We start from the raw sequence: 26,002 nt of genomic DNA, 5'->3' as shown, positions 1-26,002 counted from the left end.
AGTCGGTATTTAAAGAATAACACCCGCAAATTCTCCTTTTAATACCTCTTTATCGTTCTGATTTTTACATATAAAGGATGCAGCGATAGCGGTTCGATTTTTTTCTATCTGCCATTCGTATTTTTCAATTTTCACCTCACAAATGATGGTATCTCCGGTAAACACTGGTCTTAAAAACTCAAAATTCATCGTACGAGCCAAAACGTTATGATCCCCGCCCACTTTGGTAGGGAGAGTAGCGGTTAATAGCCCTTGAATGACCAGTCTTCCCTGTTCATCCGGGGTTTTATGATGAATCCCCTCATCTCCTGAAATCTCTGTAAACAATTCTACATCCCGCACAGTAAAAGTCCGTTCAAATGTAATGATATCTCCTACTTTTAATGACATAATCATTCCCACCATTTTCTGTATAGTACCATTATCTAAATATTACAATAATAGCAATTAATCCCCTACTCTTTTGTTTTTTTGTTGAGATGTTTTTTTTGATACTGTGAAATGGAAAATGATGCTAATATTAGAATAGAGCCGCATAAGAACAATAAGCACAAAATACCTTTAATAACGAACATTTCCTTCACTCCTTATCACCGTGAATGATGTCAAAATGATTGTAAATGGTGAAACGCATTTCAGATCAAGAAGGAAAAACCATTTTCGTAAGGAGTTTCAAACGATGGCAAATATTAAAGATATTGCAAAAATAGCAGGAGTATCCGTAACAACCGTTTCCCGTGTATTGAATAATCATCCATATGTTAGCGAAGAAAAAAGAGAAGCGGTTAGGCGAGCGATAGAGGAAACCAATTATAAACGAAATTTAAATGCGGTTCATTTAAGCAAAGGAGAAACCTTTCTAATAGGGGTAGTCATTCCTTTTACCAATCATCCTTACTTTGGTTTGTTAGTGGAAGGAATAGCAAACGAAGCGGTAAAGAACAATTACAAATTAGTTCTGTTCCAAACAAATTATGAGGTGAACAGAGAAGTGGAAGCATTAAAGATGTTACAACATAAACAGATTGATGCTTTAATTATCTGTTCAAGAAGCTGTGGTTGGAAGGTGATCGAAGAGTATATACAATACGGCCCCATCGTTCTTTGCGAAGATTCAAGGGGACGAAAGGTTTCTTCCACCTTTATCGACCATTATAAAAGTTTTTTCAATGCCTTAGAATATTTACATAAGAATGGCCATCAAAAGATCGGTTATTGCATTGGTAGAAAATCAGGAACCAATAGTAAGCAAAGGGAAAAGGCGTACAAAGAGTTTCTAAAAAAGATCAATGCACCATATGTCCCCCATTACATATTTGATCAATGTCTTAAATTTGAGGATGGAGTTAAAGTGGTGCAGCAATTAACAGAAATGGATGATCCACCAACCGCTTTGCTGGTGACTAGCGATATTGTTGCGGCAGGTATCATTACATGCTGTAAGGAAAAAGGAATCTCCATCCCTGAACAATTAGCCATTATGGGGTTTGATAACCAGCCAATAGCAAAAATCATGCATATAACTACCCTCGAAATCCCTTTGGTTGAAATCGGAAAAAAATTATTCCTTCAGGCCATCGACAAGGAGAAAAATTCTCATGAAGAGATACAAGTTAAATTAATAGAACGACAAACAGTGTAAATTCTTATCCATTATTCGAGGAGATAGGAGCGGGTTATTTCATGAGAAAAATTTACGAATATATATCCATCGACGAAAAAAAAGAAGTAGTTGAAAAATTAAAAGCAGATTTAAAAGAGTTAGAACAAGAGCTAAATCAAAATAAAAATTCCTTTTCAAAATTTGTATGCGAAATTTTGTATAGTACACGAGATAAATGGCAATTAGAAATTGAAGAGTTAGAAAATGAAATAAAAGCGAATTGTTAATCGGTTTAAAAAAAGTTCTTCAATAAAGGAGGAACTTTTTTCTTTCCTTTATACCACAATATAGGGCATTACAAATGGGAGTTGTTTGTCTACCTCTTTTCCTTTCTCCAAAGAAACCCTAATGGATAGTCGATAAAATGATTTTGGCAGGGAAATCGACCTAATTGAACGAAAATAATAGAATTAGTGGTAGATAGGAGGAAAACACAATGACCGATGAAAAAATTGTCATAGGGGCAGGAACAAAATATCCACTTAATGGCATATTGTCCCTTCCAGATGAAAGGAATGGTTCGGTTCCTGCAGTCGTATTGGTCCACGGCTCTGGACCAGCCAATATGGATGCAAAAGTCGGAAATAATTACTTTTTTAAAGATATGGCCAATGGCCTCTCGGAAAAAGGTATTGCGGTACTGCGTTATGATAAGCGAACCTTTGTATACGGCAAAGAATTGAAACACAAAACCAACATGACTGTCAAAGAAGAAACGATAGAAGATGCCATTCTAGCAGCAAATCTCTTACGAAATGATTCACGGATTGATGCTAGTAAGATCTTTATTTTGGGTCATAGTATGGGTGGGATGTTAGCTCCCCGCATTGATGCAGAAGGTGGCGATTTTGCCGGTATTATCATTGCGGCTGGTTCCCCGCGTAAAATAGAAGAAATCATGATGTCCCAAAATGAGGATGTATTAAACTCGTTAAATAGGTTTCTCAAATTAATCGCTAAAAAACAAGTTGCCAAATTAGCTTCTAAATTTGACCAAATCTATCAACTAAGTGATGAAGAAGCAAAATCAACAAAACTATTCGGCAAATACGTTAGAGCCTATTATTTTAAAGAGATGGGAGAACATCCTGCTCCTGATTATCTAAAACATTTAGAGAAACCTATTCTTATTATCCATGGAGAGAAAGATGTTCAAACATCTGTAGAAAATGATTTTCATGCATACAAAAAACTATTGGCTGATAAGCCAAATGTCACCTTTAAACTTTATCCAAATCTGAATCACTTGTTTATGCCAGCTATATACGGAGAAATTCTAAAGGTGAAAAAAGAATATAAAGTGCCACAGAAGGTCGATCAACAGGTTATTCAAGATATAGCTGATTGGATACTTTCCATAACATAAATCTTGACTCGTAACCTTTTTGATTATGCAATTTCCTTTGCAAGATACAAAATAAAAAACCAATAAAAATAGGGGCTGTCTAAAAAGTCCATTTAAGAGAAAAATGAACCCAAATTAAAAACCCAAGAATGTTGATTTAACAGCATTCTTTGGTTTTGCTTTTATAAAGATTTCGGCTGAAATACCACTCCGGACAGCCCCTTTTCATTTCCTATTGATTCCTTCCAATCAATATTTTTAAATCAATGGTGATCTCTGAGCAATCCCACTCCATCAACACATCCATATCTGATTTTGTCAGATTCCAAGAAAGTGGTGACATTTGAACCAAGTTTTTAAACTCAATCGGAGTTAAGCCTTTTGTATAACATAAAGGAATAGCATCCTTTAAATGAAAATGCTTTTTAAACAGTTCTACTGTTTCCTCGTTTTTAGCCATTCCCTTTTTCGTATCTCCGAAAAGAGCTTCACGTAATTCGATTAAATAATTAGGCCCGGGAACTACTTTAATCACTAGACCATTAGGAACTAAAATGCGCTTAAATTCCTTGTAATTGGAAGGAGATAAGATATTTAGAATGACATGAATGGATTGATCGGCAATAGGGGATTTCGCCAAATCGCCCACCAGCCATATCGGTTCTTTGTAATTCTTTGCAGCCATGACAATACCATCTTTGGAAATATCCAAGCCAATCCCTTGAAGCGGGATTTGCCTGCACTGATCTAAAATTTTTTGTAAATGCGATCCTTCCCCACAGCCTGCATCAAAAATTAATAATGGAGTACGAGGATGATCACTATATTCCTTAATCGTCTTTGCAACATTCTCATGAAGCAATGTATATAAATCACTTTCCATCATAATTTTCTGCCTTGCTTCAAACAATTCCTTATGGTAATGACTTTTAGAGGGGCGAGTCATCAAATTCACATACCCTTGTTTCGCCAAATCAAAGGTATGGTTGTTTCTACACATAAGGCTTTTTGAACCAACCACATCAAACGGACTTTCGCAATGAGGGCATCGAAATGCTTTTATAAATTTATGTATCACTCCTGCACTTTTAAGTTTATAAGACATATTTTCTCTTCCTTTCGTTTCAAAAAAGCGTAAGCCCACTGCCATACAGCATATGCCAAGAGCAGATGGAGGGAAAACGACAAGACCATGTGCGAAGGAGTCTTCCCGCTAGTGCTAGACATTTTTCAAAGTCGAAAATATACATTTTTTTAGTTTATAAAATCACAGACAATCATCCTGTGATCATTCAGAGTAATAAAAAAAATGTCCAGCTTTTTTTAAACCTATTGCCCTTCCCTTTAATCTGGAACGGTCTTCCAATTCTTTCATACCCTATTCTATCAAATTCTAGTTTTTAATAAACAAGTATGAGAACGTAACTAATCATTTTTGATTAAATAAATAAATGGAAATAAACAATAGAACCATTGCGACTATTTTTTTCATATCAATTGGAATCCGGGTTCCGCCAAATAACCCAAAGTGGTCAATAATTATACCCATGATGATTTGTCCAGCAATGACTGCGGCCAAAGTAGGAGCAACACCAATTTTCGGCACACTAAAAACTGCAACGATCACATAGATAGCCCCTAACAATCCTCCGATTAACTGCCATTTTGGAACTGTTGTGACAACAAATAGATTCCCTTTTCCAAAAAAGATAACAGTAAAGAACAATGCTAGTGTTCCAATTCCAAATGAAATAAAAGCAGCTTCTAAAACCCCTGCTTTCTTCCCTAGCCCTCCATTAATTTGACCTTGGATCGCCACCGCAATACCGCCAATGAATGCTAGTATAGGAAATAATATTTTCATAAGCGCTTCCCCCTTATCCTTTGCATCTTTTGAAAGTCATGATTTGCTACTAATCTTTCACCTTTTCATCATTATTGCTACTGTAAAAATACACCACTCTCTATAAAATAACACAGATTCTATTAATATATTTTAGAATTACCTCTATAATTCATTATTCAGTTGCATTTATATCTATAAAAATTCCCTTCCCCTACTTTAGAAGAATGGACTAATAATTTAATGAAAGGATACTAACGTTATTTAATACAGCTTTGTTTTAACATATTTTTTCGGATGCCTAGTTTTTTATAGAGTTATTACCTTTAAAACCAACCCCGTTGAATGATAATAGGATTAATCATTTTAAAAATGATATTATAAATTATGAAAGATTTTTTTAGGGAGGCAGTCATGAAAAAACACATAAAGGTAGTAGCAGCCATTATTGAAAACGATCAACAAGAAATTCTGTGTGCTCTTAGATCACCTGAAATGTCTATACCAAATATGTGGGAGTTTCCAGGTGGAAAAGTAGAAGAAAATGAGGATATTTACACCGCTCTAGAAAGAGAAATTAAAGAAGAATTGAACTGTAAAATCGAAACATTTAAAGAAGTTTTTAATGATAATACCCATGAGTACGAAACATTTATTATAAATTTAATTTCAATTAAATGCCGAGTAGTGGAAGGAACCCCGACTCCAAGTGAACATTCAAAGTTAATTTGGTTAAAAAGAGAAAACTTAGATTCTCTCAAGTGGGCACCCGCGGATATTCCAGCAGTTGAGCAATTAATTCAAGAAAAATAGTCTTCTCAAAATGAGAAGACTTATCTTTATTAATTCGTACCATTAATAATGTAGTTGTAAAGTTTATTTTCAATCGGATTTTCCATTACCAAGTTCATATGAACAACTGGTAGCTTTTTCCCCTTACCATCTTCCATAGTTACCTGTTCGATATAATTTTTATCTGGGGTTGCTTTTCCTAAATAATAAAAATCTGTTCCTTCATCATCATCTTTCTTTACAAAAATATGAAGTTCAATACCTTTTTCTTCAGATTCAATGATTGTTTTCACTTCTTGGGATTCTAACGTTCTGTTACTCCTTGTTGCCCACTTAAGGACTTCAGGACTTAAGAATTCATCTGCATAATTTATACTCGATTCAACATCTTCTTTTTTATGATAGGTTACAAAGATTGGACATGTGCCATGTTTTGTTTTATAGCCATAAAGAGTAGAGCTTTCATCATTAGACCAATTCAAAAGTTTACATACATCTTTCCGTGAATATTTCTGATATAGAGTTAATGGTACTTCAGTTTTATAATGCATAGACTTTTCCCTAGCGCTCTTAATAACATCTTTTACAAGGAATTTAAAAAACGGATTATCGTTTAAACTTCTACATACCACATCATTAAATTTAAATGTGCCATCAACATTTAATATGATTGGCTGATTCCCATACTTTTCTTTATAACTTTGTGTGAAAAATTCTAAACTAAAAACTCTTAAAACTGATGAAAGAGTCTTATCGTCAACCAAACAGTTACTATCAATTAAATGTTTTATATAATCATCAAATTTTACTGTTTCTTGTTGTAGAAGAAGGTCCATTAAAATAATTTCATGTTTCCTTTTACCGTTTAAAATCTCCATAGATAGCATAGTCAGTACACTGTTCTCATACTTCGATAATAATGGTACTTCTTCCTTGAGCTTTAATAAAAATTGATAGTAATTCGTGTGCTTAGTGATAATTACTTCTGGATCAATGGAATGATTTACTACAAAATCATATAGATAAGGTATTCTACCTATCCGATTTTTCAACTCTACAAATGCCTCTTTTAATACTTTTAATGCTGTTAAATTACTGTTGTTAATCGCTTTAAAAATTTGCTTTTTGGCAATTTCCTCAAAATTGATCGTTGATACACCCTTAATATAGCTCGTGTCCTTGATGCAACGACGTAATTTATCCTTATTATGAGATTTATCACCTGATAGAGCGATTGGGATTAAATAGTTGTTTTTATAATTACCGATAAAGTCAATGATTGTTACAAATTCTTTTGTTGGATGTTTACGCAGCCCCCGACCAAGTTGCTGTATAAAGATAATACTAGATTGAGTTTGTCTTAACATGACTACCTGATTTACACTAGGAATATCTATTCCTTCATTGAAAATATCAACAGTAATAATATAATCTAATAGACCTTCTTCAAGTTGCTTTACTCGACGATCCCTCTCTTCTTGAGAATGATCCCCTACTAATGCAACTGTTCGTAGCCCTTTCTCATTAAAAGCATTCGCTAATTTTTTTGCCTCCTCTTTCCTACTACAAAACATTAGCCCTTTTACTTTTTCACCTGAAAAGCCATAGTAATGGATTTTTTCAAGAATATGATTTACCCGTTCCTCGGTAACAAGCTTTGATAATACGGCTGTTTCATCAATTAATTCGCCATTATATTCAAGATCAGTTACACCAAAATAATGAAAAGGACAAAGCATATCTTCCTCAAGAGCTTCCTGCAACCGAATTTCATAGGCAATATTATAATCAAAAAGCTCAAAAATATTATAATCATCTGTCCGTTCTGGTGTAGCAGTCATACCCATTAGAAAATCAGGATTAAAATAATCGATTACCTTCTGATAGGATTGGGCACCTGCTTTATGTACTTCATCAATTAAAATATAATCAAATTCTTTTGAATCAAACTGAGCCAATGTTTCTTCCTTAGAAATAGATTGAATCGTAGCAAACAAATATTTTGCATTTGTCTGTTTACTAGTTCCTGACAGTATACCGAAATCGGATTCAATTCCTCCAAGAACCTTTTTATAATCTTCTTTTGCCTTTTGCAGTATTTGTTCCCTATGTACAATAAATAACATACGTTTTGGGCGGAAACGTCTTACATCAAATGCAGACAAATATGTTTTACCTGTTCCAGTTGCAGATATGACTAATCCCTTTTTTGCTCCAGCATCACGAATTGCTTGAATTCCTTGTAATGCTGCTTCTTGCATTTTATTTGGCTTAATTTTAAGAGCCTCTTCAATAGAATTTATATTATATTGAGACGGTAATTCTACTACTTGGTCTAATGCTTTCCTATGTACAAGAGGTGTGTACCTCTTTTCGTATGATTCTATCCATTCTTCATTTAATGGATGAGCTTCGTTCCAAACTTCTTCAAATTGATTTTTGAAATGATAAACAATTTCCCCATTTTCATGTGATGTTAATTTAACGTTCCATTCATAATTCACTTTTAAAGCATGGGCAGTTAAATTTGAACTTCCAACAATTAATGAATAATGGTTTCTTTGATTAAAAATATATCCTTTGGAATGGAACCCTTCTAGATTAGTTGTTCTAACTTCGACATTTTCAATTTTCATTAATTCCTTAAATACTTTTGGTTGATTAAAATTTAGAAAGGTTGAAGTTAATATACGGCCTTTAACCCCTTTTCGTTTAAGGTCAAGAAAATGGGATTTTAGAGTTGCCAAGCCGCTTTCAGTAATGAAGGCTACTGAAAAAATGAATGATTCGCAGCTATCTAATTCATCAAGTAATGTATTTAATACATTTTCTCCATTTCTTGGATTATTCACTAATAACTTCGGTCTATAATTTCCAGTTTTACTTGTCCTTTGGTCAATAAATCCTTTATGTAATGAAACCTTTAAATTATCAATAAAATTACTCATTGAATCACCATTCATTACCAATTGATAAATCAATTGTAATGCTCGCTAATACTTAGATCAACTAGAAAATAATATTTATTGCTTGCAATCTTACAATATTAAAAAAATCGCCTGCGGCTCATTCAAGCCACGCAGGCGATAGGTGTTCTACAATTCTACTATTATTTTTCCGGCCAAATCTTCGCATCTGGCTCGAGCAGCCATTTGTGTTCTTCCTCCATGATACGGTCTGTCCATGGATTTTGATCCAGATGGCGAATCATCCAGCAAAAGTACATGGCATATCCAGGTGCGGTTGCTTGAGGGTGATCTAAATTCCCGGGAATGGTAATATAACTATTATGCTCAACGCGGTATGCTTCTTCCCCCACCATCGCACAACCAAATCCTTGTGGCTTATCAAAGCGGTAGTAATAAACCTCTGGCTGATCATGATGATGAGGTGGGTAACTGGACCAGCGACCCGGATAAGAAATGACCTCGCCAATGACAAGATTAGAGTAAGGTGCATTGTTATAATCAAAAATCGTGCGAATGACACGCTCTGCTGTTCCATTCCAAACCCCTTCCCCCAAAACCGAGCTTTCGCAATCTTCCGGGGTATACAATTTGGCTTCAAATTCTTTTTCATTATTGGTTTTTTGAACAAGCACTTCACTCTTAGCCAATGCTGTTAGCTTTACTTCTACTCCCTTTGGAACATGCAGGCACCAAGGGTCTTCTTCAAAAACACTTTTGCGTTTAATTTCCTGAATGTGACCGTTCCATCCCAAACGGACAGAACCTTCTAGTAATAGGATAGCCGATTCCTTCCCTTCATCGAATAGAACCTCCACTTTTCCTTCTGCCAATGTGTAAATGCCAATATCCTGAAGCATATCAGGATGCTTGTTATCCATATCTGTTATCGCTGTATAACCTTCTTTTAATTCACCAAGTTTTTCATACATAATTCATTACCTCCTCCACACGTCCCTCGCTTTGGAACATGCGCATATGGCGTTTGACATTTTCTGCAGCGGCCTCAATCATACGTTCATGATAGGAAAAATAATCTTTAAATGGCGCTTCCTCGTTCACCGTTTGAATGACCTTATTAAATGTAGCGGTGGCTACATTAATTTTCCGAATGCCGTAGCGAATGCAGCGCCGGAAATCTTCTTCCGAAATTCCAGAACCGCCATGAAGGACAAGTGGGGTCTTCACTTCGCGGTCAAGTTCCTCTAAACGATCAAATCGTAAATTCGGTTCCCCTTTATACAGTCCATGGGCATTACCAATGGCAACCGCCAAAGCATCCACTTCTGTTTCAGCAACAAATTGCTTAGCCTCTTCAACGGAAGTAATCATCCCTTCCAGATCCACTGAACCATCTTCACTCCCGGCCACCTGGCCAATTTCGGCTTCTACGGTGGCACTATATTCGTGGGCAATCGCCGCCATCTTTATGGTTTGTTTTATGTTTTCTTCTAGCGAATGATGGGAGCCATCATACATAATGGAGGAAAACCCTATTTCTAATGCTTCGCGAATTTTTTCTTCTGTTAGTCCATGGTCAAAATGGACAGCAACCGGAACCTTCGCTGCTTTGGCTGCCGCTACCATCGATGGCCCAATAATATGTAACGGAGAATGTTTCAAACGGACTTCTGCAATTTGTAAAATAAGCGGGGAGCGCAGTTCTTCTGCCGCACGAATAGCCCCCAGCACCATTTCCATATTGGCTACACTAAAGGCACCTACACCGTATTGGTTCTTCTCAGCATGGTCTAGAATTTCTTTCATCTTTACTAATGGCATCGTATCGCTCCTTTATAATCCACTGATTTCACGAATATATTGACGAGCTTTTAATGCATACTCCAATGGGTTGGCAATGGCTGGATCCTGCTCGGCCTCCACCACAAACCAACCTTCGTAACCAGCCGCATCTAAAGCTTCAAACACTGGCTTAAAGTCAATGCAGCCGTCTCCAGGCGTGGTAAAGACGCCACTTTTCACTGCCTGAAGAAAACTCATACTTTCTTCATGTACCTTATGGGCAACCTCCATTCGTACATCCTTCAAATGAACATGATGGATACGCCCCATATGTTTGTTTAGCACATGTAAATGATCTTCTCCGGAAAAAACAAGGTGACCTGTATCATAAAGAAGCGATACTTTTTCTGGATCTGTTTCCTCCATTAACCGGTCAATTTCTGCCGTTGTTTGAACACCGGTACCCATATGGTGGTGATAAACAATCTTCATTCCTTTTTCTGATGCCAGTTCTCCCAACACATGCAGGCCGTCGACTAAAAGCCTCCATTCTTCCTCTGTAAACACAGGCTTTTTCTCAAATAACGGAATCTCCATTTTTCCTTGTATACTGTTTCCTTGCTCAGACACAACAATGACTTTGGCCCCCATCTCGTGTAAAAAGTCACGATGCTCCTTAAATGCCTCGACGGTTTCCTCTAATGGCCTGGAGGTTAAAAAAGCACTAAACCATGCACTAGCAATCTCTAATCCTCGTAACGACAGCGCTTTTTTTAAAACCTCGGTATTACGCGGATATTTATTTCCCACTTCACTTCCGGTAAATCCAGCCAATGCCATTTCACTAATACATTGCTCAAATGTCACTTCACCGCCAAGCTCTGGCATATCATCATTCGTCCAACCAATAGGTGCAATGCCCAACTTTACGTTCTTTCCCTCAAACATGTTCCACGACCTCCCCAAAAATGACTATGTTGTTTTTCCATCCGACATGTTCTACAACTCTACTAATAGGCACGAGCTTTTTGAAGATTTGCTTCTTTATGTTGATAGGAAGCCTGGATACTTTCTTTTTTGGAAACTTCTGCAATACCCACATGCCACCAGGAATCATAGCCATGGGTCATTGTTTTTGGAAGGACTTTAATATCAATCAAGGTGCTGACCGTTTGCTTTTTCGCATCTAATATTGCCGCTTCCAGCTCTTCCATTGTTCGAACCGAATAAGTTTTCACACCATATCCTTCTGCTACTTTGGCAAAATCAATCGACATTACTGAACCATCCAATTTCCCTGTTTCAGGATTACGCTTTCGAAATTCCGTACCAAAGCTACCCATGCCATTTTCCATTTGCAGATTGTTGATACAGCCAAAACCGGAATTATCAAACAAAATGACATTGATTTTTTGGCCTTCCTGTAGACTTGTCACAAGTTCGGAATGAAGCATCAAAAAGCTACCATCACCTGCCATTGCATACACTTCCTTATCTGGCTCTGCCAGCTTCACTCCTAATGCACCGGCAATCTCATAACCCATACAGGAATAACCGTATTCCATATGATAGGTATGGCGATTTTTCGATACCCACATACGCTGCAGGTCGCCTGGCAAACTTCCCGCTGCCCCAACGACGATCGCATGATCATCGATGAGTTCATTCACTTTGCCAATCACACTAGTTTGGGTAAGTTCAGAACCAAATACCTCTTTATATTCAGGTAGGATGTCATCTAAATGTCCGGCAATTTCCGGTGTAAAAGAATCTCCATAGCGAATGTGATAGAGTCGATTCAATTCTTTCTCCCACTCTTGCTTGGCTACAGCAATTTCATTCGTATAAGTTGAAACATAATCCCCAAGCGCCTCTTGAATAGCTTCAAGACCAGCCTTCGCATCCGCCACGACCTTTACGGCATCAAGTTTGGAAGCATGAAATTCGGAAATGTTAATCGTCAATACTTCCGCTTCTCCAAATAATTGCTTGGAGGCCGTCGTAAAATCCGTAAAGCGGGTTCCCACCCCAATAATTAAATCCGCTTGTTTTGCCATCGAATTGGCAGCCGAGTTGCCCGTTACTCCAATTCCGCCAAGGTTTAGTGGATGATGGCTTTCTACAGCACTTTTTCCTGCCTGGGTTTCACCAAATGGAATATTAAAGTTTTCAGCAAATTGTAAAAAAGTATCAGCTGCCTCCGAATAACGGACTCCTCCCCCCAATATGAGCAATGGCTTTTTCTTGGACCGAATCAATTTCACTGCATCCTGAACACTTTCAGCCGATGGCTGACGACGCTCAATGCGATGGACTCGTCTAGCGAAAAAGCTTTCCGGAAAGTCCCATGCCTCTCCTTGGACATCCTGTGGTAGAGCAATGGTAACGGCACCCGTATCAGCAGGATTGGTTAACACTCTCATCGCATTCAACATAGCCGACATGAGTTGCTCCGGACGGTTCACACGATCCCAATATTTGCTTACAGCTCGAAAAGCATCATTCGTGGAAATGGATAAATCATGTGTTTGTTCAATTTGCTGAAGAACCGGATCTGGTTGCCTTGTAGCAAACACATCTCCCGGCAGTAATAGAATCGGAATATTGTTTGCTGTCGCTGTGGCCGCAGATGTCACCATATTGGCTGCTCCTGGTCCAACCGATGATGTGGCCGCCATAATTTGTTTACGATGTTTTTGCTTAGCAAACGCCATCGCGGCATTAGCCATCCCCTGTTCATTCCGTCCTTGATACACTTCTAATTCTCCAGGATCTTCTTCTAATGCCTGACCGAGCCCAAGCACGTTTCCATGGCCAAATATTGTAAAAATCCCTTTTACAAATCGCTCTTGTTTCCCATCAAACTCTACAAATTGAGCATTCAAAAATTTCACCAACGCCTGTGCAGTGGTTAATCGAATGGTACCCATTCTGATAATCCCCTTTCCCTTTCATGATTCTTCTTGTCAAACTTTTCCAAATAGCACTAGCCAACGATGAAAAAAGGAAGCGGCACGGACCGACCTCCGTCCCACCACTTCCTCTCTCATTTCAACTACTTCATATAACGTGCCGTTAACATTTTCTTTCTTGTATAAAATTCCACACCATCTGGCCCATTGGCATGAAGATCACCGTAGAAGGAATCTTTATAACCAGAGAATGGGAAGAAAGCCATTGGAGCTGGAACGCCAATATTGACTCCAAGCATACCGGCATCAATGGTTTCACGGAACTGGCGAACGGCCGCTGCACTATCGGTATAAATGCAGGCTCCATTAGCAAATCGTGATGCATTAGCAAATTCAATCGCCTCAGTTAAATCTTTCACACGTACCACTGATAATACCGGTGCAAAGATTTCATCTTGCCAAATTTTCATATCTTGCGTAACATTTTCAAAAATGGTTGGTCCGACAAAGTAACCATCGCTGTTTACTGCTTTGTCATTGCGTCCATCACGAACAAGTGCCGCCCCTTCTTCTAATCCTTTTTCAATATAGCCAATGGTACGCTCCTTATGATTTTGACGAATCACTGGTCCCAAGAAGACATCTTCATCCAACCCATTTCCGATTTTGATCGCGTCTGCCTCTTGCTTAAGCATAGATACAAATTGATCGGCAATGGACTCTTCTACTAAGACCACGGATGCTGCCATACAGCGTTCTCCCGCGGAACCAAATGCTGCACTTGTAATTTGCTTGGCTGCATTTTCAAGATTTGCATCCGCCAATACAATAGAGTGATTTTTTGCTCCAGAAAGAGCTTGAACACGCTTTAAGTTGGCAGAAGCCGTTTTATACACGTATTCAGCCACAGGCTGGGATCCTACAAATGAAATCGCTTTTACAAGCTTGTGCTCCAAAAGTCCGTTTACAACGTCGTGAGCTCCATTGACAATGTTTAATACTCCTTTTGGAAGACCTGCTTCTTCAAATAACTCAGCGAGTCTCGCAGCAAGAAGCGGAGTACGTTCAGATGGCTTTAACACGAAAGTATTTCCGCAAACAATCGCAAGTGGGAACATCCAGCATGGAACCATCATTGGGAAGTTAAATGGAGAAATGCCCCCCACTACTCCAAGAGGGTAACGGTACATTCCAGATTCAAGACCTGAAGCAATATCAGGAAGCTGTTTACCCATTAAGAGAGTTGGTGCTCCTGCAGCAAACTCTACACACTCAATCCCACGAAGTACTTCACCATGAGCTTCGGACAAACTCTTTCCATTTTCAATCGTAATGAGTTTGGCTAGTTCATCCCAATGATCCACAAGAAGCTGCTGGTATTTAAAAAGAATCCGAGCACGTTTTGGGACCGGCACTTGAGACCATGTTTGAAAGGCTTCATTTGCTGCTTGAACAGCACGATCCAATTCTTCTTTTGTAGAAAGTGGAACAATCGCAAGTTCTTCACCTGTTGCAGGGTTATAAACCACTTCTGTTTTTTCAGAAACGGATTCAACCCATTCTCCGCCAATATAGTTCTTTAACTTTTTCAAAGTAGTTACAGTCATTGAAAATTCTTCCTTTCTATCGAATTTTTATATGAAACTTTCAATCTATTAATGATTGGTTAAACTGGTTCATAAACAGCGGTTTCCATGTATTGCTCTAGTTCTTCCCATGTCGGCATCGCGTCAGAGCAGCTATGGCGGGAAATGACAATGGATGCAGAAGCACTGCCCCATTTCATTGCTTCTGACACATCTTTTCCTTTCATTAATCCGTATATAAAGGCAGAAGCATAAGAATCGCCCGCACCGAACGTCTTCAACACTTGGGTCCGGAAGATTCCGCTTCGATGGACCGCTCCATCTTTTGTATAAGCGATCGAGCCGGAGCCACCATGTTTAATCACCACTAGTTTGGCACGATAAGAAAACCAGCGGGATGCGGTATAATGATCATCGGACTCTTTAACATGTAATAATTTCTCCATCATATCAAATTCTTCACGCGTACCAATAATCACATCACATTTTTCAGCAGCCAAATTATAATAAACAGCTGTTTCTGCTTCATCTGTCCATGTATATGGCCGGTAATCCAAATCGAAAAATACGGTAACATCATGTTTTACCGCATATTCCAAGGCCAAAAAGACCGCTTCACGCGATGGGCTTTTCGCAAGTGCCGTTCCAGAAACTAACAAGGCTTTGGCTTGTTTTATATACTGTTCATCCACATCAGATGGATGGAGTTTCAAATCCGCCACATTATCTCGATACATTAAAATGCTGCAATCCTCTGGGCTTTTGATTTCTGTAAAAGCAAGACCGGTAACCGCTCCAGTATGATCGATCTTTACACCGGTTGTATCAATTCCGTTTTTCTCCAAGTAGTCCGTAATAAAACGTCCCATTTGATCGTTGGCAACCTTCCCAATAAATCCTGTTTTTTGACCGAGCCTAGCAGAGCCAATGGCGATATTAGCAGGTGAACCGCCGACATATTTGGTAAAAGTTCGTGTTTCCTCCATGGGGCGATTAATTTCATTGGCATTTAAGTCAATACACAGTCGGCCGATAGCAATCAGATCAAAGGGGCGATTTGGATGAAATTGTAGTGGGTTCATCACCTTTCCTCCTTCCGTACTGATAAGAATCCTTTACACAATGGCAGTTTCGCCCACTTGCTCCAACTTAACAGGTACGCCTGTTTCCAGTGATTTTTTTGCTGCTCTTGCAATCCGTTCCGCCTGTAGTCCATCAAATCCACTGCAAACGATTGGCTTATTTTCAAGGATGGCAGCGACAAATTCTTTTACCTCATCTATATAAGCTTGTGTATATCGTTCAAGGAAGAAATACAATGGTTTCTCTTTTGAAACATGTTCGGCTGTGGAAACTTCCACTTGATTCGCACGTTTATTATCTGCTTGGGCAGCACCTTTGTCGCCAAATATTTCAAGCCGCTGGTCGTATCCGTATACAGCTTGGCGGCTATTATCGATGACACCAAGAGCCCCGTTAGCAAACTTCAAAGTAACGATGGCTGTATCAATATCACCTGCTTCACCTATCGCTGGGTCAACGAGTACAGCGCCATTTGCAAAAACTTCTACTACTTCGCTATCCATTATGTAACGAGCCATGTCAAAGTCGTGAATAGCCATATCCATGAACAACCCGCCGGATGATTGAACATATTCAATACTTGGCGGCTCTGGATCACGAGAGGTGATACGTAAAATATGAGGCTTTCCAATCGTTCCATCTTGGACAAGTTCTCGTATTTTTCGGAAGTTTGGATCAAAGCGGCGATTAAATCCTACTTGTAGCTTCACCCCGGCTTTTTCCACAACCTTGAGTGCTTCTTCCGTCTCTTCTACCGAGAAACTGACCGGCTTTTCGCAAAAGATATGTTTTCCTGCTAAAGCTGCTTCTTTTATGATCGTTGCGTGTGTATTGGTTGGAGAACAAATAAATACCGCTTTAATTTCTGGATCCTTTAATAAATCGTGGTAATCAGTGGTCAATACTTCAATTTGTTTCTCCTTTGCCCACTCTTCCAAGTGCCTAATTTCCACATCCGATACACTTTTTACTCGGATTTGCGGAATGACTCTTAAATGATCGACATGTAATTTGCCAATTCTTCCTGCTCCGATGATTCCAACAGTCAATGTCATTGACTAAATCCTCCCTATCAAAATCGCAGTAAATTAGTTAAGCGCTTTCCTTACTGTTAATTATAACCATTATTTATTTATTTTCAAGTTAATTTTGAATTTTTTAAAATATATTTATTCCTTTAAATTGTATTGTTCGGTAAGCGCTTAACTTAATGTTTAAATAGGAAGCCGCCCTATTGATTCAGGCAGCTTTATTGATGAATTACCTTGTTAAATCTTTTACGGATTCCCGTTCTACCAGTGTTGGCGTAAGCATAATCCGGCGTCCTGGCATACTAGGTTCCTCAATCGCCTCCAGTAGTTGCTGAATCGCATAGCGGGCCAAATCTGAAATCGGCTGTGCAATCGTCGTTAAGCCTGGGTCGGAAAGTTCAGCATAGATCGTATTGTCAAAACCAATGACAGATATATGTTTCGGGACCAATACCTTCGCCTTCCGCGCTTCATTGATAAAAACGGCTGCGATCAAATCAGTAGATGCAAAGACAGCAGTGGGCCTTTCTTTCATTTGCAAAATTTTTTGTGCGGCCAATTTCGCGTCTTCTATCTTAGATTTGGCATTAATGATCGCATTGCTATCTAGTTCAATTTTTTGATCAGCAAGTGCTTGTTTAAAGCCCTCCAGCCGAAGACGGCCACTTGGTCTTTCCATTTCAGTTATCATCGCCATTTTGCGGTGTCCTTTTTCTAACAAGTAACAACCAGCAAGATATCCACCCCTTAAATCGTCCGTCGTCACAACGTGCGCGGATAAAGAAAGATGGTCTATGGAAAACAGGATAAACGGAATATTTCTCGAGCGGAGTTTTTGAAGGGCTTTCAATTCTTTGAGTTCCGTTGCGATAATAATCCCGTCCACCTGTTTTTTTAAAAGAAGCTCAAGGTACTCCTGCTCCCTTTCCAATTGATAATCTGTACTGCACAAAATAATGGAATAGCCTGTTTCCCTTGCATTATTTTCTAACGCCCGAGCCACTTCGGCAAAAAACGGGTTGGCGATATCAGGCACAAGCACCCCAATCGTATAGGTTTTCTTGCCGGTTAAAGCAGCAGCTAGGCTACTAGGCTGGTATTCCAGCTCCTCCATTATTTTCATTACTTTTTTTCTTGTTTTTTCACTAATGTGACCTGTATTATTCACTACTTTGGACACAGTAGCGATGGAGACGCCCGCCTTTTCGGCAACATCATAAATAGTAGGTTTCATGTGCTCTAACTCCTCAATAGGTCGTTTCCTCCTATTTTATCATGAAGGAAATCAGCGGGATGAATGGATTGATTCATTATTTTGAAATACTTTCCAGAAACTCTAATTTTTCTTCAGCGTTTTCTTTCGTAATAATGTCAACACCGCTGTTAATTCGTTTTTCAACTTTCTTTCCTTTTATAGCCTCCAACGCATTTTTTACCCCTTCATATCCCATATCATAAGGACTTTGAGCAATGGTACCAGCAAGTTTCCCAGCCAAAATCGATTCTACTGCTTCTTTAGTTCCATCTGTACCAATTACTTTTACATCAAGACCTTTAGCTTCCACCGCCCGTAACACTCCAAGGGCCATATCATCATTAGCGGAAAACACCCCTTTAATATCACTATGTTTCTGAAGGATGTTTTCCATGACGGAAATCGCTTTTGTTTTGTCACTATCAGCAGGTTGTTCTGCGACAATTTCCATTCCGGCTTCTTTAAGGGCTTCCTTCGCTCCTTTAATTCGTTCATCGGTTGCTGTATTTCCAAGCGCTCCAGAAATCAACGCAACCTTATCCCCCTTTTGAAGCATAGATGCAAGTAATTTTCCGCCTTCTTGACCTGCTTCATAGTTTTCCGTTCCAATAAAGGTTATTTTATTTTTCACATCTGCATCCGTATCAATCAAAAGAACGGGAACATTTGCTGCTTCTAAGGCAGGAACGACGGTATCCGGTTGGGATGGAGATACAACTAGTGCACCAGGTGATTGGCTTAATTGGTCTTCGATCATATTAATTTGTTGCATTACTTCAGATTCAGCATTGGGCCCCACGACATTGACGTCCACTCCAAGTTCTTTCCCAGCTGCTTTTGCCCCTGCTTCAACATACTTCCAATAAGGACTTGACAACGTTTTTAAAACAACGGAAACACTTTCCTTCCCACCACCACCGGATGCTTCTTTATCACCGCTACATCCTGCGATGAGTGCCATACAGGAGACAGCAACTGCTGCACCAAATACTTTCAACTTCTTTTTCATTTGAATACCCCCATTAATTCCTTTATTAAATACCCTGAGTACCTTTTTAGGTACCCAAGGCTCTATAACCGTAGTGTTAAGATTTTTTACTTTTGCGTTGGCGAAGAACGTCAACATAGACAGCTGCGATAATGACAGCACCAATGACCGTCATTTGGAAATCGGCTGAAACATTTAATAGATTTAAACCATTTCGAAGAACAGCAATAATCAAAGCCCCAATTAATGTTCCCCAGACCGTACCGACACCACCAAGAAAACTTGCGCCACCAATGATAACCGCTGCAATCGCATCAAGCTCATAAGAAAGCCCAGCAAGTGGGAATGCCGAGTTAACGCGCCCTACCATGACAAGGCCAGCAAGACCTGCCATTAAACCGCTGATGGTATAAACAATAATTAATACTCGGTCTACATTAATACCAGAGAGGCGAGCTGCTTCTGGATTTCCCCCGATTGCGTAAATATAACGCCCTGTTTGTGTTCTTGTTAAGAAAATATGGAAAATCACATACACCACAATAACTAGAAGGAAACTTACCGGAATTGGGCCGACAAATTCCCGTCCCAAAAATTGAATCATATAAGGAAATCCGGCAATCGGTGCAGCGGCTGTAACAATAAGCGCAATCCCGCGGGCGATATTCATCGTACCAAGAGTGGAGATGAACGGGTGCGGCAAACGTAACTTCGTTAATAAAATTCCGTTCAACCATCCAAATCCGGCTCCCATCAAAAGACAAACCAAGATCCCAACAATAGGACTCATTCCCAAATTGACCGATACAATTCCCATGAACATAACAGATATAGCTAGGACGGAACCAACAGACAAGTCAATCCCTGCTGTTAAAATAGGAAGAAGCATTCCGATAGCTAACAAAGCATTAATGGTAGACTGACGAGCAATGTTCATGATGTTATTAACGGTTAGAAATTTATCAGATAAAAGAGTTAGCACTGATGATAAAAGGACTAGACCAATGAGTGGCCCAAATTTGCTTAATAATTTTTTCAATGGACGATTTTTTTTTGTAACCTCATTTTCCGTTTGGATGACAACTTGACTCATATTCTCACACTCCTGTAGCCGCTTTCATTATTCGCTCTTGCGTCGCTTCTTGAATTGGTAAATCAGCGGTGATTTTTCCTTCACTCATAACGAGAACTCGGTCACACATACCGAGGATTTCTGGAAGCTCAGACGAAATCATGATGACAATAGCACCGTTTTCAACCAGCTGATTCATTAAACGATAAACTTCTACTTTGGCTCCGACATCAATGCCTCTGGTCGGTTCATCAAAAATAAATACTTTTGCGTGTGTGCAAAGCCATTTTGCGATGACAACCTTTTGCTGATTTCCTCCACTCAAGTTGCGGGCATTCAGATCAATGTTATCTGGCCGTACCTTTAACTCTTTAATAAACCGCTGCGTTTCCTCCCGAATTCCTTTTAAATCAATTAATCTAGATTTTTTCCTGAACTTCTTCATATTGGCCATAACAATATTAAAATCTAGCTTTTGGTCAAGTAAGAGGCCCTCTCCTTTTCGATCCTCTGTGATAAAAGCAATTCCTGCATCAATGGCATCCCGTGGTGACTTAATCTTTACTTCTTTTCCATCAATAAAGATTTTTCCATTTCGGCTTGGATCGGCACCAAAAATGGCTCTCGCAAGCTCCGTGCGACCGGCACCAACTAGTCCCGCGATCCCTACGATTTCACCATATCGGACACTAAAACTTACCGGACCAGGAGCACCGGCAACTTCTATGTTTTCCACCCGAAAACCTTCTTTACCAAGAGGAAAAGTTTGTTTCGGAAATTTTTCATCTAATGTCCGACCCACCATCAATTCAATCCAGTAGTCAGGATCCGTCGTTTTTACTGGTAAAGTCTCAATTTTGAAACCATCCCGAAGAATCGTAATTCTATCTCCTAATCTTTTAATTTCTTCCAGCCTGTGAGAGATGAATACAATCGCTATTCCTTTTGCCTTCAACTGCTCAACACAGTTATACAGTTGCTCTACTTCTTTCGCACTTAAACTGGAGGTCGGCTCATCCATAATAATTAACTTTGCTTCTAAGGCAAGCGCTTTCGCAATTTCGACGAGCTGTTGCTGTCCAATTCCAAGATCCCCTAGTTTTTGATCAGCCAAATCCGGGCTTTGTCCAAGCATTTGTAAACAACGCTTTGCTTCTTCTAGCATGGCTTTTCGGTCAAGCAGTGACATCTTCCCGTTTTTCTTTAATTCCCTACCTAGAAAAATATTTTCATAAACTTTGAGGTGGGGAATGACATTTAATTCCTGATAGATCGTAGCAATTCCTAGTTTTATCGCATCAATGGGGGTATGTAATTGAGCTAGTTGACCTTCCCAATAAATTTCTCCCGCATCTTTTTGGTAAGCGCCGGTCAAAATCTTGATTAGTGTCGATTTTCCCGCCCCGTTTTCACCGAGTAAAACATGAACTTCTCCTGCTCTAACATCTAAATCAATCCCTTTTAAAACATGGTTTTGATTAAAACTTTTTTTAATTCCTTTCATTTCTAGGAGGTTTCCTGCATGCGCAACCATTAACAAACCCCTTTCTCGTCATCTTTGACCTTTGAGAATATTCAATTTCCAGGAAAGCGTTTTCCTAATCTTATTCTGATTATAACTAGTCAAATAACATTTTTCAATTAGTTTTTTAAATTTTTGAACTAATTTAAATTATTAATCTAGTAAAAATAGCATAAGCCTCTTTTATTAAGGACTTCGAATTAAAATGGAGTGCAATCGAGTAAGAGGAATCATCGTCACAGAGGCTAGAGTTCAATCAAATTAAGAGGAGAACTTTAAAATGAAGGTATCAAAAAAGAAAATTCTCCAAGATCAAAAAGGGACATCCAGATATGACTTTCTGGATGCCCCTTTTTAACTAATAGGCGGTTTTATTTTACTCCAACAGCTCCAACATTCATTTTTCTCCCTGTCAAATAGGATTCACGTGCCGCTAAAGCGATTTCAAGCGCTTTCACTCCATCCTCTACTGTAACGCGAGGAGTCCCCTTCTCTGCTACAATGCGGAAGAAGTCCATAAGCTCTAAATGGTATGCATCAATAAAACGGGTTGGGAAATCCGGGACAATATCATGGGAAACCTTATTCTTCGTCAATATTTGAATCGAATGATGCTGCAGATTTCCAATAAAAATGGAACCCTCTGTTCCAATCACTTCTGCGCGGATATCGTAACCATAATAGGCATTGCGACTCGCCTCTGCATCTCCTGCTGCCCCTGATGCAAATTCCAAGTATGTTAATGATTGGTCCACGTCCTGATACTTTTTCATAAATGGATATTTTAAAATGCTGCCATGGGCTGAAACAGTTGTCACTTCTGAATCCATTAAATAACGCGCGATATCATAATCATGAATGGAAACATCAACAAATATGCCACCACTATGTTCAATAAAGACTTCTTGCGGTGCATGTGGGTCGCGGGAAATGCCACGATAATAGATAGGTTCACCGATATCTCCGGCTTCAATCCGCTTTTTCGCCTCATCATAAGCTGGATCGAATCGTCTCATAAACCCAACCTGACAAATGGTATTTGAATTCTCAACCAGCACTTTAATTTGAAGCGCTTCCTTTAAATCGATGGTTAACGGCTTTTCAATAAAGATCGCTTTTTGAGAAGACACTGCCTTTTTTAATAATTCAAAATGTGAGCTTGTCGGAGTGGCAATGATCACCGCTTGAATGGTTTCATCTCGAAAAATTTCATCCGGATTAGAAGTATAATACGGCACTTCTAATTCCTCTGCCACTTTGCGGGCTATTTCCACATTCATATCACACACGGCTGCAAGCTCTGCATGTTGAATTCTTGATGCCACGTTAACGGCATGCCAATATCCCAGTCTTCCTAATCCCAAAACAGCAGAACGAATTTTCTTTGTCATGTTTCCCTCTCCTTTAGTTTACATCTAATAACACGGAATGGTTTTGCAGTGATTGATAGCTTTTCTCCAAATAACGAGCCATTTCTAGAGAATGATTGGCATTGTAGATTGGATCTTTTTTATTCAAAATACATTCATGAAAATGTTCTACCTGGTTTAAATATTGATCATCTTTCCATCTTTCAAATAAGATGATATTGCCGTTGTCGTCTTTTACCGTAATCTTACCGAAACCATCATCAGAAACATCTGGACGGAAAGAGGAATCAACAATGATTGTTCCGTTAGACCCAATAATCTCGTAACGGTTAATAAACGGAAGCTCCATGGAAGCCGTGATTTCTGCTGTTCGTAATTGGTCATCGATTAACACACAAGTGGAGGTGGTATCGACACCAAATTCCGGGTGTACTTTACCAATCATAGATAGTTTCATAGGTTTAAATCCGACCAATTGCGTGATCGCATGAAAGCCATAACAGCCGACATCACGCATTGCTCCACCGCCGAGTTCGCGATTTAGGCGAATATCCGCGTTATTCTCAAGTTTCCAGGAAAAATGGGCTTTCGCATGTTGATACTGCCCAATAAGGTTGGATTGAAGAAGCTCTTTTACACGTGTATGCTGACGGTGAAATTGATACATAAACGCTTCCATGAAAACAACTCCATTGTCCTCCGCCGCTTTTTTGATCGATAGCATTTCATTTTCTGTCAAGGCAGCCGGTTTCTCAAGCAGAACGTGTTTTCCATGGTTCATCGCTTTAACGGCCCATTCGGCATGTAGAGAATTAGGCAACGGTATGTAAACAGCATCAATATCTGGATCATTTAAGAGTTCTTGATAATTTTCATAAATCGTCGGCACTTGAAAACGCTCTGCCTTCCCTTTGCTTTTTGAAGCAACCGCCGATACAACCGCTCTCCCTGAACGTCTTAGTGCAGGTACTAACTGGTCAAAAGCAATATTGGCTGCACTCATAATCCCCCAACGTATTTCAGTCATTGTACTCCTCCATCTTATTTTTTGGTATGGGTTTTTTCGCTGAAGTCATGAAACCAAACACAAAAGGAACATATTTATCAAAAAATCTTAGTGTTTGAATTAGTTAGATTAGTTAAGCGCTTTCCTTTTCTCTCATTTTAACCAACTTCTATTTGCATTTCAATCATATTTCTTAATTATTAGAATTTTTATTCTTATTTTAGAGATAAACATAAGCCCTATTACGTCATTTATAATAATTCCCGTTATAATGCCATCTGCCGTCCTCAATATCCGGCAATAGTCCCCTTACATATTCCTTTAATTCTTTAGGTAATTGATCTTTTTCAAGTTCATCCAAGGTGAATTTGATAATTTGTCCTTCCTTAAAATCCATGACTTGAACTTGAATTTGCCGCCTACCCTTTAGATCCGTTATTTTTCTAGTCAGCATAATGTGGTAAGCCATACGATCACCTCTTATTTATTTTACCAAACATACGTTTGATTATTAAAGGAGAATGCTATGCTATTTAAAGGGTGTTAGTAAAAAACAGTTTCCGCATCTTTTTGGAGGCAAGGCCCAAAAAATTGGCAATTGGATTATTTACAATCGATAAAAGTTTGACTTTTCTAATAACTTGTTTAAAAGCTTGGATCGCGATATCCAAAGTTCTCTCTTGTTCATCTTTGTTATGGTTTCGATGAGCTTCACTTTCGGTCATTTTCCAAACATCTTCAATGGTTTTACGTTCTAAAGGCTGTGACACACGATCACTGACATATGTAGGATGTAATTCCCTCGTTTTCTTTTTCGGATTTGGAATACAAATGAATTGGTTTTTATCATGGTCAGTAGAATCCCATTCATCTTTAACGTATTGATTATTTTTTTCAGAAAGAGGAATCGTTTCTATTCGATACAATGGTTTCTCTTTGGTTGATTCATCGATGGGATAACGATTAAAAATATAAAGATTGCTTGATTGGGATCCATTTTCGCGTTCGGTTTCAAGAACCGTAAGGACGCCAAGTTTGATTGCTTTTTGCGTCATTCGTTTAAATGTAGAGCGGGAAATGCCATTTTCATTGTATTCTTCATGGATCGTCTTTAAGATTGTTTCAATTTTTGTATTCGCCACACCTGGGACCTTGGCTGCAAAACGGGCCAAACATTTTAACCCAACCCATTCTCCTTTGGTGAAATCTCTTTTGTGATTCACAAGCCACTTCTCAAAATGGGCATTAAATTCCTTCAGACTTTCAAACTGAGAAAAAGCTTTAAGCTGCTCCATATTGCCAGATTTCAAATTCATCCCATTGCACCATCCTTTCAACCTCTATATAGGGAAAAAGAAGGCTCAAGGTCAGGGGAAGTTGTGACAAATTTTTGAACAAAATTCGTTCATCATCTAGCTCGAATCGTAGCACGATACGTGGGCAAAAATAAAATAAAAAAGAAAAATAAAAAGAAAAACAACAACAAAAGAAATACATCCAAATGTAATCGTCATTCCTATCTAGTGAATCATCATCCTAAGAGCAATCGAGTAGGAGGGAGCGATTAACTCCCGTCCTCTCACACCACCGTACGTACGGTTCCGTATACGGCGGTTCAATTAAGATAATTGACGCAAGTTTTTTTATAACTTCCGTGAATAGCTGTTCTCTTTATGCCAGTGGTCACTCCACCCTCCAAGAGGTCTCCCACGGGATTCACCGCTTCCTCCCTCAAGTGAGGTACTACGTTTTCTGTGTTCATCATGACTCACTGAATGCCAAGGGCTATTCTCTCTTAATTGTTCGGTCCTTCTTAGTAGTTCTA

The 26,002-nt window shown here is 39.0% G+C and carries 24 protein-coding genes; 4 read left to right on the top strand and 20 right to left on the bottom strand.

Features of this window, described 5'->3' with window-relative positions:
* Nucleotides 1–9 precede the first annotated feature (9 nt).
* A complete protein-coding gene (locus GZA11_RS02275; protein WP_163182750.1) occupies nt 10–390 on the bottom strand; it encodes a hotdog domain-containing protein in 381 nt (126 codons plus the stop codon).
* Between the two features lie 289 nt (nt 391–679).
* Here GZA11_RS02275 and GZA11_RS02270 point away from each other — a divergent pair, with 289 nt between their 5' ends.
* The 3 genes from GZA11_RS02270 (at nt 680) to GZA11_RS02260 (ending at nt 3,029) form a co-directional block, all read left to right on the top strand.
* A complete protein-coding gene (locus GZA11_RS02270; RefSeq protein WP_163182749.1) occupies nt 680–1,642 on the top strand; it encodes a LacI family DNA-binding transcriptional regulator in 963 nt (320 codons plus the stop codon).
* A gap of 41 nt (nt 1,643–1,683) precedes the next feature.
* A complete protein-coding gene (locus tag GZA11_RS02265; protein ID WP_038539200.1) occupies nt 1,684–1,890 on the top strand; it encodes a hypothetical protein in 207 nt (68 codons plus the stop codon).
* A gap of 209 nt (nt 1,891–2,099) precedes the next feature.
* Complete coding sequence (locus GZA11_RS02260) at nt 2,100–3,029, top strand: alpha/beta hydrolase family protein (protein WP_163182748.1); 930 nt, start codon at nt 2,100–2,102, stop codon at nt 3,027–3,029.
* A gap of 211 nt (nt 3,030–3,240) precedes the next feature.
* Here the strand turns inward: GZA11_RS02260 and GZA11_RS02255 are convergent, their stop codons facing one another.
* Together GZA11_RS02255 and GZA11_RS02250 are read right to left on the bottom strand one after the other, a co-directional pair.
* Nucleotides 3,241–4,113: a putative RNA methyltransferase gene (locus tag GZA11_RS02255; protein ID WP_163182747.1), complete on the bottom strand. Its 873-nt coding sequence runs from the start codon at nt 4,111–4,113 to the stop codon at nt 3,241–3,243.
* A gap of 324 nt (nt 4,114–4,437) precedes the next feature.
* A complete protein-coding gene (locus GZA11_RS02250; RefSeq protein WP_038539193.1) occupies nt 4,438–4,872 on the bottom strand; it encodes a DMT family transporter in 435 nt (144 codons plus the stop codon).
* Between the two features lie 393 nt (nt 4,873–5,265).
* Between GZA11_RS02250 and GZA11_RS02245 the strand changes: the two genes are divergently transcribed.
* A complete protein-coding gene (locus GZA11_RS02245; protein WP_038539191.1) occupies nt 5,266–5,664 on the top strand; it encodes a (deoxy)nucleoside triphosphate pyrophosphohydrolase in 399 nt (132 codons plus the stop codon).
* Nucleotides 5,665–5,693: 29 nt separating this feature from the next.
* On the opposite strand, the gene GZA11_RS02240 is transcribed toward GZA11_RS02245, so the two are convergent.
* The 17 genes from GZA11_RS02240 to GZA11_RS16420 form a co-directional block, all read right to left on the bottom strand.
* Nucleotides 5,694–8,591, bottom strand: a complete 2,898-nt coding sequence (locus tag GZA11_RS02240; RefSeq protein ID WP_163182746.1) for a DUF3427 domain-containing protein — start codon at nt 8,589–8,591, stop codon at nt 5,694–5,696.
* Between the two features lie 161 nt (nt 8,592–8,752).
* Nucleotides 8,753–9,541: a 5-deoxy-glucuronate isomerase gene (locus GZA11_RS02235; RefSeq protein WP_163182745.1), complete on the bottom strand. Its 789-nt coding sequence runs from the start codon at nt 9,539–9,541 to the stop codon at nt 8,753–8,755.
* A complete protein-coding gene (locus GZA11_RS02230; protein WP_163182744.1) occupies nt 9,534–10,391 on the bottom strand; it encodes a class II fructose-bisphosphate aldolase in 858 nt (285 codons plus the stop codon). The genes GZA11_RS02235 and GZA11_RS02230 overlap by 8 nt, the downstream gene beginning before the upstream one ends.
* A 12-nt stretch (nt 10,392–10,403) precedes the next feature.
* A complete protein-coding gene (gene iolE / locus GZA11_RS02225; protein WP_163182743.1) occupies nt 10,404–11,300 on the bottom strand; it encodes a myo-inosose-2 dehydratase in 897 nt (298 codons plus the stop codon).
* A gap of 62 nt (nt 11,301–11,362) precedes the next feature.
* Nucleotides 11,363–13,282, bottom strand: a complete 1,920-nt coding sequence (gene iolD, locus GZA11_RS02220; RefSeq protein ID WP_163182742.1) for a 3D-(3,5/4)-trihydroxycyclohexane-1,2-dione acylhydrolase (decyclizing) — start codon at nt 13,280–13,282, stop codon at nt 11,363–11,365.
* 125 nt (nt 13,283–13,407) lie between these two features.
* Entirely contained in the window at nt 13,408–14,871 is a 1,464-nt protein-coding gene (locus tag GZA11_RS02215) for a CoA-acylating methylmalonate-semialdehyde dehydrogenase (protein ID WP_163182741.1), read from the bottom strand.
* A 59-nt stretch (nt 14,872–14,930) separates the two neighbouring features.
* On the bottom strand, nt 14,931–15,932 hold the full coding sequence (gene iolC / locus GZA11_RS02210; RefSeq protein WP_038539172.1) for a 5-dehydro-2-deoxygluconokinase: 1,002 nt from the start codon (nt 15,930–15,932) through the stop codon (nt 14,931–14,933).
* Between the two features lie 33 nt (nt 15,933–15,965).
* Nucleotides 15,966–16,988 (bottom strand): inositol 2-dehydrogenase, encoded by a 1,023-nt coding sequence (gene iolG / locus GZA11_RS02205; RefSeq protein WP_163182740.1) that lies wholly within the window; start codon nt 16,986–16,988, stop codon nt 15,966–15,968.
* Between the two features lie 205 nt (nt 16,989–17,193).
* A complete protein-coding gene (locus tag GZA11_RS02200; protein WP_163182739.1) occupies nt 17,194–18,198 on the bottom strand; it encodes a LacI family DNA-binding transcriptional regulator in 1,005 nt (334 codons plus the stop codon).
* 76 nt (nt 18,199–18,274) lie between these two features.
* Entirely contained in the window at nt 18,275–19,228 is a 954-nt protein-coding gene (locus GZA11_RS02195) for a sugar ABC transporter substrate-binding protein (protein ID WP_163182738.1), read from the bottom strand.
* 76 nt (nt 19,229–19,304) lie between these two features.
* Nucleotides 19,305–20,300, bottom strand: coding sequence for an ABC transporter permease (locus tag GZA11_RS02190; protein WP_163182737.1), 996 nt, complete (start codon nt 20,298–20,300; stop codon nt 19,305–19,307).
* 4 nt (nt 20,301–20,304) lie between these two features.
* Nucleotides 20,305–21,813 carry a sugar ABC transporter ATP-binding protein gene (locus GZA11_RS02185; protein ID WP_163182736.1) on the bottom strand — a complete coding sequence of 503 codons (1,509 nt, stop codon included), beginning with the start codon at nt 21,811–21,813 and terminating at the stop codon, nt 20,305–20,307.
* 359 nt (nt 21,814–22,172) lie between these two features.
* Entirely contained in the window at nt 22,173–23,192 is a 1,020-nt protein-coding gene (locus tag GZA11_RS02180; protein WP_163182735.1) for a Gfo/Idh/MocA family oxidoreductase, read from the bottom strand.
* Nucleotides 23,193–23,205: 13 nt separating this feature from the next.
* The gene (locus GZA11_RS02175; RefSeq protein ID WP_163182734.1) at nt 23,206–24,198 is read right to left on the bottom strand and encodes a Gfo/Idh/MocA family protein; all 993 of its coding nucleotides are present in this window, start codon (nt 24,196–24,198) and stop codon (nt 23,206–23,208) included.
* A 226-nt stretch (nt 24,199–24,424) separates the two neighbouring features.
* Nucleotides 24,425–24,646: an SMI1/KNR4 family protein gene (locus tag GZA11_RS02170; protein WP_038539149.1), complete on the bottom strand. Its 222-nt coding sequence runs from the start codon at nt 24,644–24,646 to the stop codon at nt 24,425–24,427.
* A 64-nt stretch (nt 24,647–24,710) separates the two neighbouring features.
* On the bottom strand, nt 24,711–25,493 hold the full coding sequence (locus GZA11_RS02165) for a hypothetical protein (protein WP_163182733.1): 783 nt from the start codon (nt 25,491–25,493) through the stop codon (nt 24,711–24,713).
* Between the two features lie 327 nt (nt 25,494–25,820).
* On the bottom strand, nt 25,821–26,002 hold a 182-nt coding region (locus tag GZA11_RS16420), incomplete at its 5' end, for a hypothetical protein (RefSeq protein WP_204317737.1).

The sequence above is a fragment of the Neobacillus sedimentimangrovi genome (assembly GCF_010614825.1).
Taxonomy (GTDB): domain Bacteria; phylum Bacillota; class Bacilli; order Bacillales; family Cytobacillaceae; genus Neobacillus; species Neobacillus thermocopriae.
This window is presented reverse-complemented; position numbering and strand designations above follow the sequence as displayed.